The following is a 17,916-nucleotide window of genomic DNA, read 5'->3' on the forward strand; positions in this document are numbered from 1 at the left end:
AACTAAACTTATCAATAATGTACCCTAACAAGCCAAAACTTTATTTTTCTATTGCTCCAACCAAGATCCCAAGGAACTCTATATCTATCAGTATTGTGACAATTTACAAGAGAATATCCCTTAGAATCAGACCCTGTTACAACTGAAATATGAGTTACCTTACCTTGCTTTTCATAAGCTACAAAATCACCTGGTTCAAGCTTATAGGATGCCTTATAAACCTTATCATAATCTCCATACGCTATTAATGAAGCTCTTCCACTATATATCATATAATTTTTAAATGCATGTGCATTTACCCAAGCTTTAGTAGCTCCATTTGAATCATAATTCCATTGTCCTGTTTTCCTAAAACTACCTCCCTCATATAATATTTGAGATGCAAAGTTAGCACAATCTCCTCCTAAAGGATTGTAATTTCTATACTTTTTATTGTAATTATATTCATGTTCCTCATCTGCTGCTGCACCACAAAACATATCTGCATATTCTAATGCTTTTTTCCTTCTTTCATTCATGTTAGAGCTATCTCTTTTTTTCTGCTCTAAAATATGTTTTTTAATATCGTCAAACTTTATATTTTCTAAATTAAGAGAATCCGCAAAAGGATCTGTATACCACTCTTTAGTTATACACCATCCTTCTTCATTCTTCATAGTATTCAATGAGTGATATGTTCCTATTCTAAACATATTGGTTTCATTTTTAGAATCATCATACTCATATTTATACTCAGTTGATGCAGTAAAGTTTATCAAATATCCTCCTTCTTTACTTTTTACTCTATTTATCTTTAGTTTAGTCTTTATGTCTTTAAATGTAATCCCCTGTTTATTTGACCACATATGCAAGTACTTCATTTTTTTCATTTCATGTTCATATGCCCATACTCCATATTTAGTACTTTTATCGTACAAATTATTTAATTTTTTCTCATCTGCATCCAAAAGTGCTTTGTTCCTTGTTTCAAATAATTCTTCTAATATTTCGCTACACTCTTGATCAGTAAAAGCAGCTATAACCTTGGTTTGAATTTCAAATGAATATAAAGATATAACTAAAGCTAGTATACATAGCATTCCAATAACAGATTTTCTTTTATTTATTATAATAAGCACATTTATACCCCCTAAAATCTATTCAAAGAATTATATGTATTTGATTTTTAAAATAGAATATATATAATCTATATATTGTAATTTTTGTCATACTTTTTTATAAAAAATTAATACTTTAATCCTGCCTTCAACTTTTTTAAATTCTCCTTCATAAGTTCTATGTACCCTCCTTTTGTATTATTACTTAAACTTTCAATAGAATTCAAAGGTAAAATGCCTACTTTTAGTTTTTTTGATATTTTATTTAAATCTTCATCCAATTCTTTATCTGAAAATATATATTTTATTTTATTATTATTTATAAATTTATATAAATCATCTTCTTTAGAAATATTAGAAATATCTATTTGATTCAAATCGTATCTATTCGCAATATAAGAAAAAGCATTGCTTGAAACTAATATATCTTTTTTATTTAGATTATTTATCTCATTAGAATATAACTTATCTAACTCTATTAATTCTCGTTTAAATAAATAGTAATTTTTTTCATAAAATTTTTTATTTTTATTATCAGCTTTTATAAATGCATTTTTTATATTATTTGACTCTCCTATTACATTTAACGGATCCAGCCATATATTAACATCTTTTTTTGTATCATCTATAGTTTTTATGCCTTCACCTGCTTTTACAATTATTAATTTATCATTTGCAATAGAATTTATAATATTATCAATCCACGGTTCTTCTCCATCATATATTAATACATCACTTTCATTTAACTGTTCTATAATTTCTTGAGTTGGCTCAAATTGATTTGATATTACTGAATTTGGAATCATCATTTTTAAATCAATTTTATCTTTACCTATATTATTTGCAAATTCATATATTGGGTAAATTGTAGTATAAACTTTAATCTTATTCTCCTGCCTTAAAACTTCATTTGATGTTTGTATAGTTTTACTTTTATCTACGGATATTATAAATATCGATAAAATAACAGCAAAAAAAATTAATACCTTACTTTTCATATAAAATTCCTCCTATTCATATATTCTCTATAATTTTTCACATAAATAGTTAACAATATACACGTTAACCTATTTATAATTCAACTATGTATATAAAAAAATAAAATTATAAATATGAAGAGTTTATATATTTAATATTGATATTGAATTTCTATCTATTTTTAAATAAACTATATACATCATTATAAGGAGGTCTTTTATGATTTCAAATACACTATCTATAGTCTTAATATTAAATATTTTATTTGCAATTGCAATAATTTTTTTAGAAAGAAAAAAACCAAGCACTAGTCTAGCTTGGCTTATGCTTTTACTTTTACTACCTAATGTAGGTTTTATTATTTATTTATTATTTGGAAAAAATCTAAGTAGAAAAAAAATATTTGAAATAACAAAAGAAGAAGCAGATACTATAAATACTGCTTTAGAAGATCAAAAACTAAAACTAAAAACTAACTCATTAAAATTCAACGATCCATCTATTGAACAGTACAAGGATATGCTTTATATGCATTTAACTCATAGTGAATCTATTCTTACCCAAAACAATAGTATTGAAATATTCACAGATGGAAACTATAAATTCGAATCACTAATAAACAGTATTCAAAGTGCTAAAGACCATATACACATGGTTTACTTTATAATAAAAAATGATTCATTAGGTAACAAGATAGTATATGAACTTACAAAAAAAGCAGAGGAAGGAGTAGAAATAAGATTTTTATACGATGCTATAGGAAGTCATTCTCTTCCTAGAAACTTTTTCAAAAATCTTAAGCAAGCAGGGGGAGAGGCTGTGGCTTTTTTTCCTATAATGATTCCTTTTTTTAATCTTAATATAAATTATAGAAATCATAGAAAAATAGCAGTAATAGACGGTATAGAAGGCTTTATAGGCGGTTTTAATATAGGTGATGAATATTTAAGCTTAAATAAAAAAATGGGCTATTGGAGAGACTCTCATATAAAAATAACAGGAGATGCTGTACATATGCTACAAACTAGATTTTTATTTGACTGGAGAAGTGCTAACAGTGAAAAATTGGAAATAAATCCAAAATATTTTCCTAAAATAAATTCAACTGGTAATAGCGCTATACAAATCATATCAAGTGGGCCAGATTCTGAATTGGAGCAAATAAAGTACGGTTATCTTAAAATGATTAGCTCAGCTAAGAAAAGCATATATATACAAACACCTTACTTCGTACCAGACGAAAGTATACTTAACGGTTTAAAACTTGCTTGTTTATCAGGAATAGATGTTAAAATAATGATTCCAAATAAACCAGATCATATGTTTGTATATTGGGCCTCATCTTCATATGCTAGCGAATTAATTAAAGCAGGCGCTGAATGTTATATATACGAAAAAGGATTTATACATGCAAAAACAATAGTTGTAGATGGCAAAATAGCATCTGTAGGAACAGCTAATATGGACGTTAGAAGCTTTAAGCTAAACTTTGAAGTTAACGCGTTCATATATGATAGTGTAGTATCAAATGAATTTAAATTAATATTCGAAAAAGATATAAATGATTGTACTCAAATTACTCAAGAAATTTATGACAATAGATCTTTGATAATAAAATTTAAAGAATCTATCTCAAGACTCTTGTCCCCTTTATTATAAAAAAATAAACGAGAATTCTCGTTTATTTTTCATAATAAAGCTGAGAGTTCTAAACCTCAACCTTAATTAAATTTCACTTTATAATGAATCTAATATTTTTTCAATTTTTCTCATTATTTTATTTACTTTTTCATCAATACCTTCATTCCTTATTTTAGCTCCACACTTTGGACAATAAACAGTGCTTTTAGGTAATACAGCATTGCATCCTGGATCTGGACAAAATATATGTCCTACATCCTTTGATGTTATTTTTCTTTTACACCTAGGACATCTACTTCCAGGTATATCCGAAATTTCTTTATTGCACTTAGGACATTTAAGCATTTTATTTCACCTCGTATAAATAATGAAAGAGCTCTTTGATTAAAAACTCTTTATATATACTATTCTTTTTTCATTATTATTGATAAAATGTAAATATAAATAATGATTAGAATCCAGTTGAAGTACAATTTTCATCTGAATTAAGTTTCGCTTTATCCGTAGCAATATAAATAGGAGTGATTTTTTTGAATTATATAATTTTTGATCTTGAGTTAAATAGTAAACCTTTTAAAAATAAAATACCAAATGAAATAATAGAAATAGGAGCAGTTAAGCTGAATAATGATTTAGAAATAATAGACAGGTTTCAATCTTTTATAAAGCCAAAGTATTTCTCCAAATTATTTTCACTGATAAAGAAAAAAACTAATATAAAGCAAGTTGATATAGATAATAGCGACTCTTTCAAATCAATAATAAGAAGTTTTAAAGAGTGGTTAGGTGAAGATTATTTATTATGCTGTTGGGGATATGACGATTATTATCATATAAAATCAAATTGTAAGCTGCATAACATAAAATCAAGTTGGATTAGTGAATTTTTAGATATACAAAAACAATTTTCTAGAATTCATAAATTAGAAAAAGGTAAAACAGCTAGTCTTTCAAATGCACTAGCTTTGTGTTGTATAGAAATAAATGACGAAAATATGCACAGAGCTGATATTGATGCAGAATATACTTGTAAACTATTCATTAATATATTTCAAAAACTCGATTTTTCTAGTATTTCTATAAAAAAATAAAAGCCCAATATTGAGCTTTTTATTTTTTTGTGAATATTTTTTTTGCCTCAACCATACGTTGAATTGCAGTTATAAATATCAATAAAGAAAATATGTTAGTTATTAAACTCGTATTATTTGGAATTAATATCATGCATGTAAAAAATATAAACCCTTCCGTTCTTTCTGCTATACCAGCTTGATAATAAAATGACTTTATACCATTTTTTTCACTTAAAGCTCCAACAGTTAAAAATATAGTCATTGAAAAAATTATACAACAACTAAGTATCAAATAGTTAAATAATAATTCCTCAAATTTAAATGCCAAGCTTATTATAATAAATATTTCTACAATCCTATCAAAAGTAATATCAAGCAAAGTCCCCCAAGGAGTGGAGTTATTACTAGTTCTTGCCATAGCACCATCGACAGCATCTAAAAAACCTGACATCCAAAGTAATAAACATGCAAGTATACTGTAATTAAAATACACTGCAATAGATGCTGTTATTCCTATTATAAATGCTAATACTGTGACTTGGTTTGGTGTCACTTTCAAATTTAAAAAACCTTTAGAAGCTTTATCTATAATAGGATTAATATATTTTCTTGCATGCGTATCTAACATTATATTCCCTCCTCATCTGCTATAAATAAAAGTCCTTTTTCATCATATTTTACAAAAACTCTTTCATTAACTTTAAATTCTATATCTGACTCATACAATTGTATTGTTTCAAATTCAATAGAATTGATATCTATTTTAAACAATATAAAACCTTGTCTAAATGAGTATTCTTTTATTCTACCTTCAAAAATATTTGTATGTTCATTACAATTATCAAATTTTATTACTTTTAGATATTCAGGCTTTAAAATAAGATGTCCACTTACATCATCTTCATTAAATTTGCTTAACTTTATTTTTAAATTATTTGATTTAAATATTTTGTCCTCAATATTTCCATATAAAGCATTGTTAATTCCCATAAATTCGGCAACATGAGCATTAATAGGATTCTGATATATTTGCATAGGGGATCCGTTTTGTAATATCCTTCCCTCTTTCATTATAATCATATCATCGAATAAATTAAATGCTTCTTCTATATCGTGTGTTACAAACACTATAGTCATCTTATATTCTTTATGAATTTTTAATATAAGATTTCTCATTTCTTTTCTTAGTCCAGGATCTAAAGCACTAAAAGGCTCATCCATAAGTAATACTTCAGGCTTTAATACTAGACTTCTAGCTAAAGAAACCCTTTGCTTTTGTCCCCCACTCAATTCATTTGGATATCTTTGTTCAAATCCTTTAAGTGCTACAGATTCAAGCACATCGCCTATTAATTCTGAGATTTTTTCTTTTGAATTTTTTTTAATTTTAAGGCCAAAACTTATATTTTCATAAACACTCATATGAGGAAACAATAAATTTTCTTGAAATATCATACCTATATTCCTTCTTTGAGGTAAAATATCATTAATTGTTTTTTCATTCATACAAATAGTTCCCTCATCAATATTAATAAGGCCTGCTATTATCTTTAAAAGTGTTGTCTTTCCACACCCAGATTCTCCAACTATTCCAAAAAAATCTCTATCCTTAATTCTAAGTTTATCTATATTCAAGTCAAAATTAGACGTTTTTACATATTTACCATAAGTTTTTTTAATATTTTTTAAGTATAATTTCGTCATAAGCAAATCTTCCTCTCATGTCTATATCACAGTGAATCATAATATTTTTTTAAATAATATTCCATAATCTCAAGTGTAGATAAGCATATAAATGCAAATATTATGGCATATACACATCCTATAGTTTTTTCTCCAGAATTAATATACGGAATCATATTGGTTGAAAGAGTCTGTATCTGTCCTCCTCCTATTAGAATAGTAGTTATATATTGACTAAAAGATATCAACGCCGTTAGGGTAGAACCAGCTATAATTCCCGGAAGTAAGAAATATATTTTCACATTGATAAGAGTCTTTAATTTACTTGCTCCAAGCATTTGGCACTGCTGTTCCCATTCAAATCCAAAATTTTCAAAACTAATTTTAATAGCCCTTATCATATACGGTAGAGTCGGTATTATATGTACTAAAACCACTCCCAATATACTTTCTGTTAGATTCATCCTTATAAAAGCTTTATGTATTCCCATAGTAGATATTATTGGAGGTATAACAATAGGCATAATCAAAAAAAACTCGATTGTCTTTTTATATTTAAAATCATACCTAGCTACTGCATCTGCTGCCGGGATTGCTATTATTAAATTTATAACAACCACAATTAAAGCTATTTTTAAACTCATAAATATAACATCTAATGAATTACTATTTAATAAAACATATTTCCATCCTTTAATACTTAGATTCTTAGGAATTATATCAGGCCATACCCATCCACTAGAAAAACTCATACAAAAAATAAAAACTATTTGAATTATTGAAAATAATATAATTAAAGACAATATACCTAATGATATCTTATCCCCATATTTGTCCTTTATCACTTTATCTTCCTCCATTTTCTCATTCTCAATTGATTTAATGTATATCCAGCGCCAATTATAACTAATACTACAATTACGTTTATAGCAAAAGCCTTAGGTCTTTCAATTAAATCTGAATTCATATACATTTGATATGAATAAACAGAAACCATTTTAGGATAAGTTACCCCTAATAAGAAAGGGATTTCAAATTCAGCAAAAGTGTATGAAAATATTATAAAACACGACATTTTCAAAGGATTAATCAACATCTTCAGTATAACTTCCTTAAACAATTCATTTCTATCTCCACCTAACATATGTGTTAATTCTAACCAATTTGATTCAACCTTTAAAATAACAGGGTAGAGCATTAGAACTATAAAAGGAGTGGTTTTTAATACATATGTTAATATTATTCCTACACCAAACTCATCATTTACTATTACAGGAAATTCATTACTACTACTTATTATCCCTAATTTTAAGAAAACAGAACTTATCCATCCACTTCTATTGAATATAAGCAATATAATATATGAATACACCAAGTACGGAAATAACATAGGTATTTGGATTAAAAGTTTGAACTTAGATGCAAATTTATAAAATACTCCAGTCTTTAGTATATACAATAAATATACTATACAAGTTCCTGCTAATGCAGATAATACTGTCGATATTATAGCTACTTTCAGTGTCATAAAAAATGACACCCAAAATTCTGTAGATATAAACAGTTCTTTATAATACACAAAAGTAATACCACCCATATTATTCATAGATGGTATTCCTAAGCTTTGTGTAAACCCTTGTATTAATCCTGATGCAAACAATACAATAGTTACTATTATTGCTGGTAATAATAATAAGTATGGTCTATTTTTTTGATACATTTTCGCTCCAGCCTTTTTCTATTTGATCTATATACTTAGCCTTCATTTCTGGAATTTTATATTTGTTAATTTCATTTAAAAACTCTAATTTATTTTCTTTATAAATCTCATCTATTTTTAATTTGTCTTCATCTGAAAGTTTATCATATGATATAGCAAGTCCATCTCCCCAATTACTAGGATTCAATTTATATATCTGAGATTTAGGTGATAGTAAGAAATCTATAACTGCCATTGCTCCAGCTTTATTGGCTGCATTAAATGGTATGCTCAAGTAATGAGTATTAGACAAGGTACCATCATTTAGCACGAATACATCTGTTGATTCTTTAAACTCCCCATTTTGTATTTTATTAAATGCATGAAGTGGATTATAAGACATACTCATCAATATTTCTGAATTTGAATACAGCATATCAAGTTTAGCACTACTCTCAGGATATGTTTCTCCTTTTCTCCATAAATATGGTTTTATATCATTCATATAATCCCACATACTGCTTAATTCTTTATCTTCTATGTAATCTTTTTTGAATAAATTCATATAAGTTTGACGTATAAATGCACTTCCTGTAAAATCAGGTACTGATGGATATGTAAATTTTCCAGGATTTTGTTTTATCCAGTCAGTAAGTTCATTTATATCCTTTGGTGGATTCTTTATAATACTAGAATCGTATATAAATACAAATTGAGATTTTCCAAAAGGAACTTCCATTCCCATAGTATCTTCTCCAAAATCATACTTAATGTCATCTGCTTTTTTATCAACATATTGATTATAATTCGGAAGTTTATCCGCAAAAGGTCCCCAAAGTAATTCATTTTCCTTTGCTAACTTGAAATTTTCTCCATTCATCCATATTATATCTATACTTCCATTTGCTTTTTCTACCTCTTTTTCTGTAATTAACTTATTTAACATATCCTTTGGATCGTTTATTGGCACTCTGTTTAAATTAATATTTAATTCTTCTTTTATCAATGGCTTAACCCAATTATCCATATATTTATTTACAGATTGGTCTCCACCCCACATATATATATTAACAGTTTGTCCATTGGCCACTTTAGAAACATTTTCCCATTTCATTTCAAGTAAATTGGATGATTCGTTTTTATCTTGATTAGAGCATCCCGATAAAACACTCAAACTAATCATTATTACAAGTAGCATTGATATTATTTTTTTCATAAATTACTCTCCTTTATTAGTATTATTTAGTTTCTCAATATATGTTTTGCATGTATACCTATTCATCCATTTTTTCAAGTAACTAATATTTTGTTGATTAAAATGTGAGTTCATATTATCATTAAATATTAAATCTAATATATGGATACTTTTTTTTCCTGCTGTTTTCATAGATTTAACGCAAGATTCACAATACGTTAATATATGATTAGAGTTGGCTTCATAAGCTCTTTTTTTCATATGATTTAACGCTAGCTCTTTATTCTTTATACTTAATTTTCCTCCACAACACACAGTTTTTTCTCTACAATTATGAAATTCTTCTATTTTAATTTCCATTTCACTTAATACCTTTCTAACACTTTCATGTATAATATTTTCCTTTTTTATAGGACATGGATCATGCAAAGCAAATACTATATCTAAACCTTTATATCTATCCTTAACATCCGCTGGTATACCTATATCATTTATTGATTCCCAAATAGATTTAACCTCAATATCTGGACTATTTTCTTTTATAGTCTTATAGCATGTTTGGCACGCTGTTATTATCTCTTTTACTTCCATATTTTCTATTTCTTCTTGTAATTGTGAATAATATGATTTAAATCCCTCTTTATCTCCTGATATTTTAGAAGGAGCAGCACAACATTTTGAAATAATACCTGTATTACCTAGATTATCATTTAAATATTTATATGTTTTCATTACTATTTCGGGACTATAGTCTGTTAGACTACAGCCTGGAATAAAAGCTCTCACATTATCTTTATTATAATTACTTGACGCAGTGAAAACTTTTGAAAAACTAGATAATTGATGTAATTTAACTCCTAAATTATTTTTTTTCATAGTCAATTCATCCTTTAACTTTAATTTGTCCTATTATTAGTTAAAAACATTACAATTTTTCTTAATATATGTCAAAATAAAGTATATCATATATAAATATTGTTTAACTATACAAAATTTATATACGATTGAGCTTCTCTATTAATTTTTTTTATAAGAATTTTCTTAAACATTAAAAAAGGGTCTTAATACAATGTATATCAAGACCCTTTAGTATAACTATTTTAATTTTTCTTTTAATGCTGCTTGAGCTGCTGCAAGTCTAGCAATAGGAACCCTATAAGGAGAACAAGATACATAGTTAAGTCCTATATTGTGGCAGAATTCTACAGAAGCAGGTTCTCCTCCATGTTCTCCACATATACCAAGTTTTATATCTGCTCTTGTATTTCTTCCAAGCTTTGCTGCCATTTCAACTAATTTTCCAACACCATTTTTGTCTAATACCTGGAATGGATCTTTTTCAAATATTTCTTTTGATTCATATTCTACTAGGAATTTATTTGCATCATCTCTAGAGAATCCATATGTCATTTGAGTTAAGTCATTAGTTCCAAAACTAAAGAATTCAGCTTCTTTTGCTATTTCATCAGCAGTAAGCGCTGCTCTTGGAACTTCTATCATAGTTCCAACCATATATTTCATATCTGATTTTGATTCACTTAAAACAGTTTCCACTGTATTTACAACAAATTCTTTTATATATTTAAGCTCATTTACATCTCCAATAAGAGGTATCATAATTTCTGGCGATACATCAAATCCTTTGTTTTTAGCTTCAATAGCACCTTCCATTATAGCTCTTGCTTGCATTATATATATTTCAGGATAAGTTATCGCAAGACGGCATCCTCTATGCCCAAGCATAGGATTGAATTCCTCTAAATCCTCGATTCTCTTTAATATATCTTCATATGATATATTCATTCCATCTGCTAAGTTCTTTATATCTTCTTCTTTTTTAGGTAAAAATTCATGAAGAGGAGGATCTAAAAGTCTTATAGTTGTATCTCTTCCTTCCATAGCTTCAAATATTTGTGCAAAATCTTCTCTTTGCATAGGAAGTAGTTTTTCTAAAGCTTCTTGTCTTTCATCTATAGTCTTAGATAAAATCATTTTTCTAACAACAGGTATTCTATCTTCTTCAAAGAACATATGCTCAGTTCTACAAAGGCCTATTCCTTCAGCTCCAAATTTAACAGCAGTTTTAGCATCCTTTGGAGTATCAGCATTAGTTCTTACTTTAAGAACTCTTACTTCGTCTACCCAATCCATGAACTCTTCAAATTTTCCTACAAGTTCAACCTCATTTTTAGGTATATTTCCTATATAAACACTACCAGTTGATCCATCAAGAGATATATATTCTCCTTCTTTTATAACAATATCTTTAACTCTAAGTTCCTTTTTATCCTCATTAACTTTTATATCCGAGCAACCCGCTACACAACACTTACCCATACCTCTTGCAACAACAGCTGCATGTGATGTCATTCCACCTCTTGCAGTAAGTATACCTTCACTTGATACCATTCCCTCTATGTCTTCTGGTGATGTTTCAAGTCTTACAAGAATAGCTTTTTCTCCATTTTCATTAGCAGCGACAACATCATTTGCGTTAAAATATACCTTTCCAGATGCTGCTCCAGGTGATGCCGGAAGTCCTTTTGATATAATAGTTGCTTCTTTTAGTGCTTTATCTTCAAAGTTAGGATGTAAAAGTTGATCTAATTGTTTAGCATCTATTCTCATTATAGCTTGTTCTTTGGTTATTAAATTTTCGCTTACCATATCAACAGCTATATTTATAGCAGCCTTTGCTGTACGTTTTCCATTTCTAGTTTGTAAAATATATAACTTTTCATTTTCTATAGTAAACTCTATATCTTGCATATCTTTATAGTGATTTTCAAGTGCTTTAGTAATAACTTCGAATTTATTATATATATCAGGCATAATATTTTTTAAGCTAGCTATAGGTTCAGGTGTTCTAATACCAGCAACAACATCTTCTCCTTGAGCATCTACCAAATATTCTCCAAATAATATATTATCACCAGTAGATGGATTTCTTGTAAAAGCAACTCCTGTACCTGATGTTTGACCCATATTTCCAAATACCATAGACTGTATATTTACAGCAGTTCCTAGCTTATGAGGTATATCATTCAGCTTTCTATATATATTTGCTCTAGGATTATTCCATGAATCAAATACAGCCTTAACAGCTAATATTAATTGTTCCTTAGGATCAAACGGAAACTCTTGTCTTAGTTCACTCTTATATATATTTTTAAACTCTTCAACTATATTTTTTAAATCTTCAACAGTAAGTTCAGTATCGTATTTGTATCCTTTTAATTCTTTTACATTATCCAATACTCTTTCAAACTTGTATTTTTGAATTCCCATGACAACATCTGAAAACATTTGAATAAACCTTCTGTAACTATCATAAGCAAATCTTTCATTATTAGTTTTTTTAGAAAGAGCTTGCACAGCTATATCATTAAGTCCTAAGTTTAGTATAGTGTCCATCATTCCAGGCATAGATATAACAGCACCGGATCTTACCGAAAGAAGAAGCGGATTTTCATTATCTCCTAATTTTTTATCTAAGTTTTTTTCTAATTTTGAAAGATTATCCATTATTTCATCTAAAAGTTCATTCCATATCTTTTTATCTTTCTTATAGTAAGTATTGCAAGCATCTGTTGTAATTGTAAATCCCGGAGGAACCGGTAGCCCAATCTTAGTCATTTCGGCTAAATTAGCTCCTTTTCCACCTAATAAATTTTTCATTTCCTTTGAACCTTCGTTAAAGCTGTATACAAATTTCCCCACGTCTCGCACTCTCCCTTTAATATAGACTTTAATATTATTTAAGTTATATTATATTTTTATAATTACTATGATTTCATGTTAGTTATTAAGAAATCCCTTATACACTCTAAGACCATTTTCTTTCATTATATTTATAATAAGTCCTGCGGTTTCTTCAATAGCTTTATTTGATACATCTATTATTGGACATCCTAACTTTTTCATTATATTTTCTGCATATTCAATCTCTTCTAGTATTCTTTGCATATTTGCATAATTAGCATTACTAGAAAGACCTAATGCCTTTAATCTTTCTTGTCTTATCTGATTTAACTTTTCTGGGGTGTTAGTAAGACCTATTATTTTTTTATTAGATATTTCAAATAGTTCTTTAGGTACTGGTACTTCAGGAACTAAAGGTACATTAGCTACCTTTATATTTTTATTTGCAAGATACATACTAAGAGGAGTTTTAGAAGTTCTAGATATACCAACTAACACTAAATCTGACTTTATAAGTCCTCTTGAATCTTTTCCATCATCATATTTTACAGCAAATTCTATAGCCTCAACTCTCTTAAAATATTTCTCATCAAGCTTTCTTATTATTCCAGGTTCTCTTAATGGATTTAAATCTGTTCTTAATCCTATAGCATCTATAAGAGGATTCACCAAATCTAGTCCTGGTATATTATTCTCCTCACAAAATCCTGATGTGCGCTTTGCAAGTTCTAAATCTACAAGTGTATAAACTATTATAGAATTTTGATTCTTTGCATCATTTAATATTTCATCCAAAAATTGCCTATCTAATACATATGGATATTTTCTTATTTCATAGTTTTTCAGGTCAAACTGACCTATAGAGGCTTTAGCTACCTGCTCTCCTGTCTCTCCTAGAGAATCAGATATTATATATATAACTAAATTTTCCATAATACACTCCTTTATCCTTCAAATAACTCTAAAAATAATTTTGTTATATTGGTTTTAGATACCCTACCCATAACTTTATAATATTCTTTATTATCTTTTAACTCTTTCTGTACCACAGGTAATGAATCAACCTCGTGCTCTATTATCTTTTTTACTACTTTAATCACAGTGTCTTCTTCTTTACACATAATAACATTTGGCATTCTAGTCATAATCATGCCTACTGGTATTTTATTTATATCAATTCCACCTATCGTGCTTTTAAGTAAGTCTTTTCTTGATACTACACCCGATAAGTGTCCATCATTTATTATATATATACTACCTACATCTTCTAAAAACATAGTAACAATAGCATTATATACTGTAGTTTCTTCTGTTAGCATAACTGGTATACTCATCATTTCACTAACTTTTTTATTTTTTAATTCATCTGATATTATATGATTTTGATTTATGCCAGCATAAAAATAACCAACTTTCGGTCTTGCATCTAATATTCCTGTCATAGTTAGTATTGCAAGATCTGGCCTTAAAGTTGCTCTTGTCACATTTAACATTGATGCTATATTTTCACTAGTTATAGGCTGATGCTCTTTAACTATATCTATTATCTTAATTTGTCTATCGTTAAACTGTATATTAAACACCTCTTTTCTTTCAATGTGATATACTTTTTATCACTTGTTCCTTATATAGTATATTATATATACTTATGTGTTATATGTAAACAAGAAATTTAAATTTAAGAAAAAAATTCGTCTAACCCTACTCATTGACTCATATGGTCAACAAGTCTTACAACTTTATTGTTTAAAATAGTTGATATTTTACTTCACCAATCAATATTATCCACAACTTATATAGCATATACTTTCCCATAGAGTAAAAAAGTCGGGAATTTATCCCGACTTTTCTATTTATATACTATTTTTGATAAATCACATATTAAAAGCATAGTATCATATATTTGTTTTAATAAAGCTAATCTATTATTCCTGATATTTTCATCTTTGTCCATAATCATTACAGTCTCAAATAAATTGTCAATAGGACTTTTAAGTACGATAAATTCATCTAAAGCCTTAGAATATTCTTTTTTATCTATAGATGCTTTAACAATATCTTTTACTTTTTTAAACTCATCATATAAAACTTTCTCTTCATTAGCTTGTAGATATTCTTCTTTTATTTCACTTGATTCAGCCTTTTGAGCTAAAGTAGATACTCTATTAAATGCAGTTAATATCTCTGTTATTTCATCTTTTTTTATCCATACATTAAGCTCTTTTGCTCTATTGTACATATCAGATATATCATCTATACCAGAACTAATAACAGCATCTATAACGTCATATCGTACCCCCATCTCACTGAACATATTTTTTATTCTTTGATTAAAGAACTCCAATATTTCTAAGCTAACTTTTTCTTTATTAAATTCTAGATTTTCATAATTATCCAAAGAAAAATCTATTATGTTTTTTAAGCTTACATTAATATTTTTATCCATTAGTATATTAATTATACCTAAAGCTTGTCTTCTTAGCGCATATGGATCTTGAGATCCCGTAGGTTGTATCCCTATTGCAAAAAATCCTACTATTGAATCCATCTTATCCGCTATAGATATAACCGTTCCAGCATCCGTAGTAGGTAGCATATCACCCGAAAATCTTGGCAGATAATGTTCAAATATAGCATTAGCTACTACATCATTGTCCCCAGATATCTTAGCATATTCCCTTCCCATAACACCTTGAAGTTCTGTAAATTCAAATACCATATTAGTAACCAAATCAGATTTACATAGTTTTGCAGCTCTTATAGTATTGTCTCTTTCTTGTTCATATCCAAATTCTGAAACTAATTTCTTAGATAATTCCTCTATTCTTAAAGTTTTATCATATATAGTCCCTAATTGTTCTTGGAATACTACATTTTTAAGCTTTTCAATATATTTTTCAAGCTGAATTTTAGTATCTTCTCTATAGAAAAATTGTGCATCAGCAAGTCTTGCCTCTAAAACTTTTTCATTTCCAGCTTTAACATTTTCAATTTTATAATCAGTACCATTTCTAACAGTTATAAAGTTAGGTAACAGTTCCCCATCTTCTTTTAATACAGGGAAGTATCTTTGATGTTCCTTCATAGGTGTTATTATAACTTCCTTTGGAAGCTTTAAATAATCTTTTTCAAATTCTCCATAAAAAGCTGTTGGATATTCAAGTAAATAAGTAACCTCATTTAATAATTCTTCATCCATTAGTACTTGTCCATTTAATGAATCTCCAACTTCTATACATTGTTTTCTTATTATTTCTTTTCTTTCATTTTGATCAAGTATTACATAATTTTTTCTCAATTCATCTAAATATTCATCAACTGAATTTACAGTTATACTTTCTTTACCTAAAAACCTATGTCCCCTCGTAACATTAGATGATTGTATTCCTTCTATTTCAAAATCGAGTACTTCTCCATTGTATATAGATAATATCCATCTAATAGGTCTTGTAAACCTTAATTGCTTGCCTCCCCATTTCATAGCCTTTGGGTAGTTTATAGATTTTATAAGATTAGGAAGAATATCCTTTAATACATCTTCTGTATTTTTTCCTTCTTCTTTTAATTTTGCAAATACATATTCTTCTTTTCCTGAAAGCTTAAAATATAAATTTTCTAAATTCAATCCCTTACTTTTCATAAAACCTTGAAGAGGTTTTGTAGGTTCATTATTATCATCAAACGCTATTCTCTTTGCAGGTCCTTTTATTTCTTCTTCTAAATCCTCTTGATTATCAGCTAAACCCTCTATTATTAAAGTAAGTCTTCTTGGCGTACCATAAGTTTTTATGTCTCCAAAATTTATTCTATTTTCGCTTAAGAATTTTTTTGAGTTTTCCTTTAACTGTTTTAAAGAACTCTCCATAAACCTTGCAGGAATTTCTTCACATCCAATTTCAAATAAAAGATATTTATTCATATTATTTTCCTCCTTTCTTTAAAAGAGGGTATCCCATTTCTTCTCTTTGTTTAACATAAGTACTAGCAACCATCTTTGCCATATTTCTAACTTTTGCTATAAACGATGCTCTTTCACTTACACCAATAGCCCCTCTTGCGTCTAATACATTAAATATATGCGAGCATTTTAATATATAATCATATGCGGGTTGAACCAAGCCTTTTTCTAATAATTTTTTAGCTTCTTCTTCATATGCATTAAAGTGTTCAAACATCATATCAGTATTTCCTTCTTCAAAACTATAAACAGAATGTTCATATTCTGCCTGTTGAAATATATCTCTATAAGTTAATTCATCGTTCCAAAGAAGATCATATACATCATCTTTTTCTTGAATATACATAGCAAGTCTTTCAAGTCCATAAGTAATTTCTGCTGATTCAAGCTCACAATCTATATTACCAACCTGTTGAAAATATGTAAATTGAGTTACTTCCATACCATCAAGCCATACTTCCCACCCAAGTCCCCAGGCTCCAACAGCAGCAGCTTCCCAGTTGTCTTCTACGAATCTTATATCGTGTTCTTGTGGATTTATTCCTATAGCCTTTAAACTCTCCAAATATAACTCTTGTACATTATCTGGAGATGGTTTAAGTATTACTTGGAACTGGTGATGTTGATATAATCTATTAGGATTTTCTCCATATCTTGCATCTGTTGGTCTTCTTGAAGGTTCTACATAACAAACCTTCCAAGGTTCAGGACCAAGTGACTTCAAAAATGTATAAGGGCTCATAGTTCCTGCTCCCTTTTCTACATCATATGGGTTCATTACTATACAACCTTGCTTTGACCAATAGTTTTGTAGAGAAAGTATCATATTTTGGAAATTCATTTTTTTCCCTCCTATACTTATTTAAAAAATTTAGCCTTTCGCATTTGGC

General features: G+C 28.1%; 16 protein-coding genes. 2 read left to right on the forward strand and 14 right to left on the reverse strand.

What is annotated here, in order from left to right; all coding sequences use genetic code 11:
• Positions 1-11 precede the first annotated feature (11 nt).
• Together Tmeso_RS00730 and Tmeso_RS00735 are read right to left on the reverse strand one after the other, a co-directional pair.
• Positions 12-1,118 (reverse strand): amidase domain-containing protein, encoded by a 1,107-nt coding sequence (locus tag Tmeso_RS00730; protein ID WP_242967783.1) that lies wholly within the window; start codon positions 1,116-1,118, stop codon positions 12-14.
• Between the two features lie 107 nt (positions 1,119-1,225).
• Positions 1,226-2,095 carry a metal ABC transporter solute-binding protein, Zn/Mn family gene (locus tag Tmeso_RS00735; RefSeq protein WP_099187263.1) on the reverse strand — a complete coding sequence of 290 codons (870 nt, stop codon included), beginning with the start codon at positions 2,093-2,095 and terminating at the stop codon, positions 1,226-1,228.
• A gap of 199 nt (positions 2,096-2,294) precedes the next feature.
• Between Tmeso_RS00735 and cls the strand changes: the two genes are divergently transcribed.
• Positions 2,295-3,734, forward strand: coding sequence for a cardiolipin synthase (cls, locus tag Tmeso_RS00740; RefSeq protein ID WP_099187264.1), 1,440 nt, complete (start codon positions 2,295-2,297; stop codon positions 3,732-3,734).
• 78 nt (positions 3,735-3,812) lie between these two features.
• Here the strand turns inward: cls and Tmeso_RS00745 are convergent, their stop codons facing one another.
• Positions 3,813-4,061 carry a hypothetical protein gene (locus tag Tmeso_RS00745; RefSeq protein WP_099187265.1) on the reverse strand — a complete coding sequence of 83 codons (249 nt, stop codon included), beginning with the start codon at positions 4,059-4,061 and terminating at the stop codon, positions 3,813-3,815.
• A gap of 185 nt (positions 4,062-4,246) precedes the next feature.
• Between Tmeso_RS00745 and Tmeso_RS00750 the strand changes: the two genes are divergently transcribed.
• Complete coding sequence (locus Tmeso_RS00750) at positions 4,247-4,807, forward strand: 3'-5' exonuclease (RefSeq protein WP_187296174.1); 561 nt, start codon at positions 4,247-4,249, stop codon at positions 4,805-4,807.
• 19 nt (positions 4,808-4,826) lie between these two features.
• Here Tmeso_RS00750 and Tmeso_RS00755 read toward each other — a convergent pair whose 3' ends face one another.
• The 11 genes from Tmeso_RS00755 to glyQ all read right to left on the reverse strand — a co-directional run bounded on the left by Tmeso_RS00755 (position 4,827) and on the right by glyQ (position 17,867).
• Entirely contained in the window at positions 4,827-5,417 is a 591-nt protein-coding gene (locus Tmeso_RS00755) for a CDP-alcohol phosphatidyltransferase family protein (protein WP_099187267.1), read from the reverse strand.
• Entirely contained in the window at positions 5,417-6,493 is a 1,077-nt protein-coding gene (locus tag Tmeso_RS00760) for an ABC transporter ATP-binding protein (RefSeq protein WP_099187268.1), read from the reverse strand. Before Tmeso_RS00760 ends, Tmeso_RS00755 begins: the two co-directional genes overlap by 1 nt.
• Positions 6,494-6,519: 26 nt before the next feature.
• Complete coding sequence (locus tag Tmeso_RS00765) at positions 6,520-7,317, reverse strand: ABC transporter permease (protein WP_099187269.1); 798 nt, start codon at positions 7,315-7,317, stop codon at positions 6,520-6,522.
• Positions 7,314-8,192: an ABC transporter permease gene (locus Tmeso_RS00770; RefSeq protein ID WP_099187270.1), complete on the reverse strand. Its 879-nt coding sequence runs from the start codon at positions 8,190-8,192 to the stop codon at positions 7,314-7,316. The genes Tmeso_RS00765 and Tmeso_RS00770 overlap by 4 nt, the downstream gene beginning before the upstream one ends.
• Positions 8,176-9,387 (reverse strand): ABC transporter substrate-binding protein, encoded by a 1,212-nt coding sequence (locus tag Tmeso_RS00775; protein ID WP_099187271.1) that lies wholly within the window; start codon positions 9,385-9,387, stop codon positions 8,176-8,178. The genes Tmeso_RS00770 and Tmeso_RS00775 overlap by 17 nt, the downstream gene beginning before the upstream one ends.
• Positions 9,388-9,390: 3 nt before the next feature.
• On the reverse strand, positions 9,391-10,242 hold the full coding sequence (locus Tmeso_RS00780; protein WP_099187272.1) for a (Fe-S)-binding protein: 852 nt from the start codon (positions 10,240-10,242) through the stop codon (positions 9,391-9,393).
• Between the two features lie 219 nt (positions 10,243-10,461).
• Entirely contained in the window at positions 10,462-13,086 is a 2,625-nt protein-coding gene (ppdK, locus tag Tmeso_RS00785) for a pyruvate, phosphate dikinase (RefSeq protein ID WP_099187273.1), read from the reverse strand.
• Between the two features lie 78 nt (positions 13,087-13,164).
• Positions 13,165-14,001, reverse strand: coding sequence for a pyruvate, water dikinase regulatory protein (locus Tmeso_RS00790; protein ID WP_099187274.1), 837 nt, complete (start codon positions 13,999-14,001; stop codon positions 13,165-13,167).
• Positions 14,002-14,012: 11 nt separating this feature from the next.
• The gene (locus Tmeso_RS00795; protein ID WP_099187275.1) at positions 14,013-14,651 is read right to left on the reverse strand and encodes a helix-turn-helix transcriptional regulator; all 639 of its coding nucleotides are present in this window, start codon (positions 14,649-14,651) and stop codon (positions 14,013-14,015) included.
• 266 nt (positions 14,652-14,917) lie between these two features.
• Positions 14,918-16,987 (reverse strand): glycine--tRNA ligase subunit beta, encoded by a 2,070-nt coding sequence (gene glyS, locus Tmeso_RS00800; protein ID WP_099187276.1) that lies wholly within the window; start codon positions 16,985-16,987, stop codon positions 14,918-14,920.
• A gap of 1 nt (position 16,988) precedes the next feature.
• Entirely contained in the window at positions 16,989-17,867 is an 879-nt protein-coding gene (gene glyQ / locus Tmeso_RS00805) for a glycine--tRNA ligase subunit alpha (protein ID WP_099187277.1), read from the reverse strand.
• Positions 17,868-17,916: the final 49 nt, after the last annotated feature.

The organism is Tepidibacter mesophilus, assembly GCF_002724055.1.
GTDB lineage: Bacteria > Bacillota > Clostridia > Peptostreptococcales > Peptostreptococcaceae > Tepidibacter_A > Tepidibacter_A mesophilus.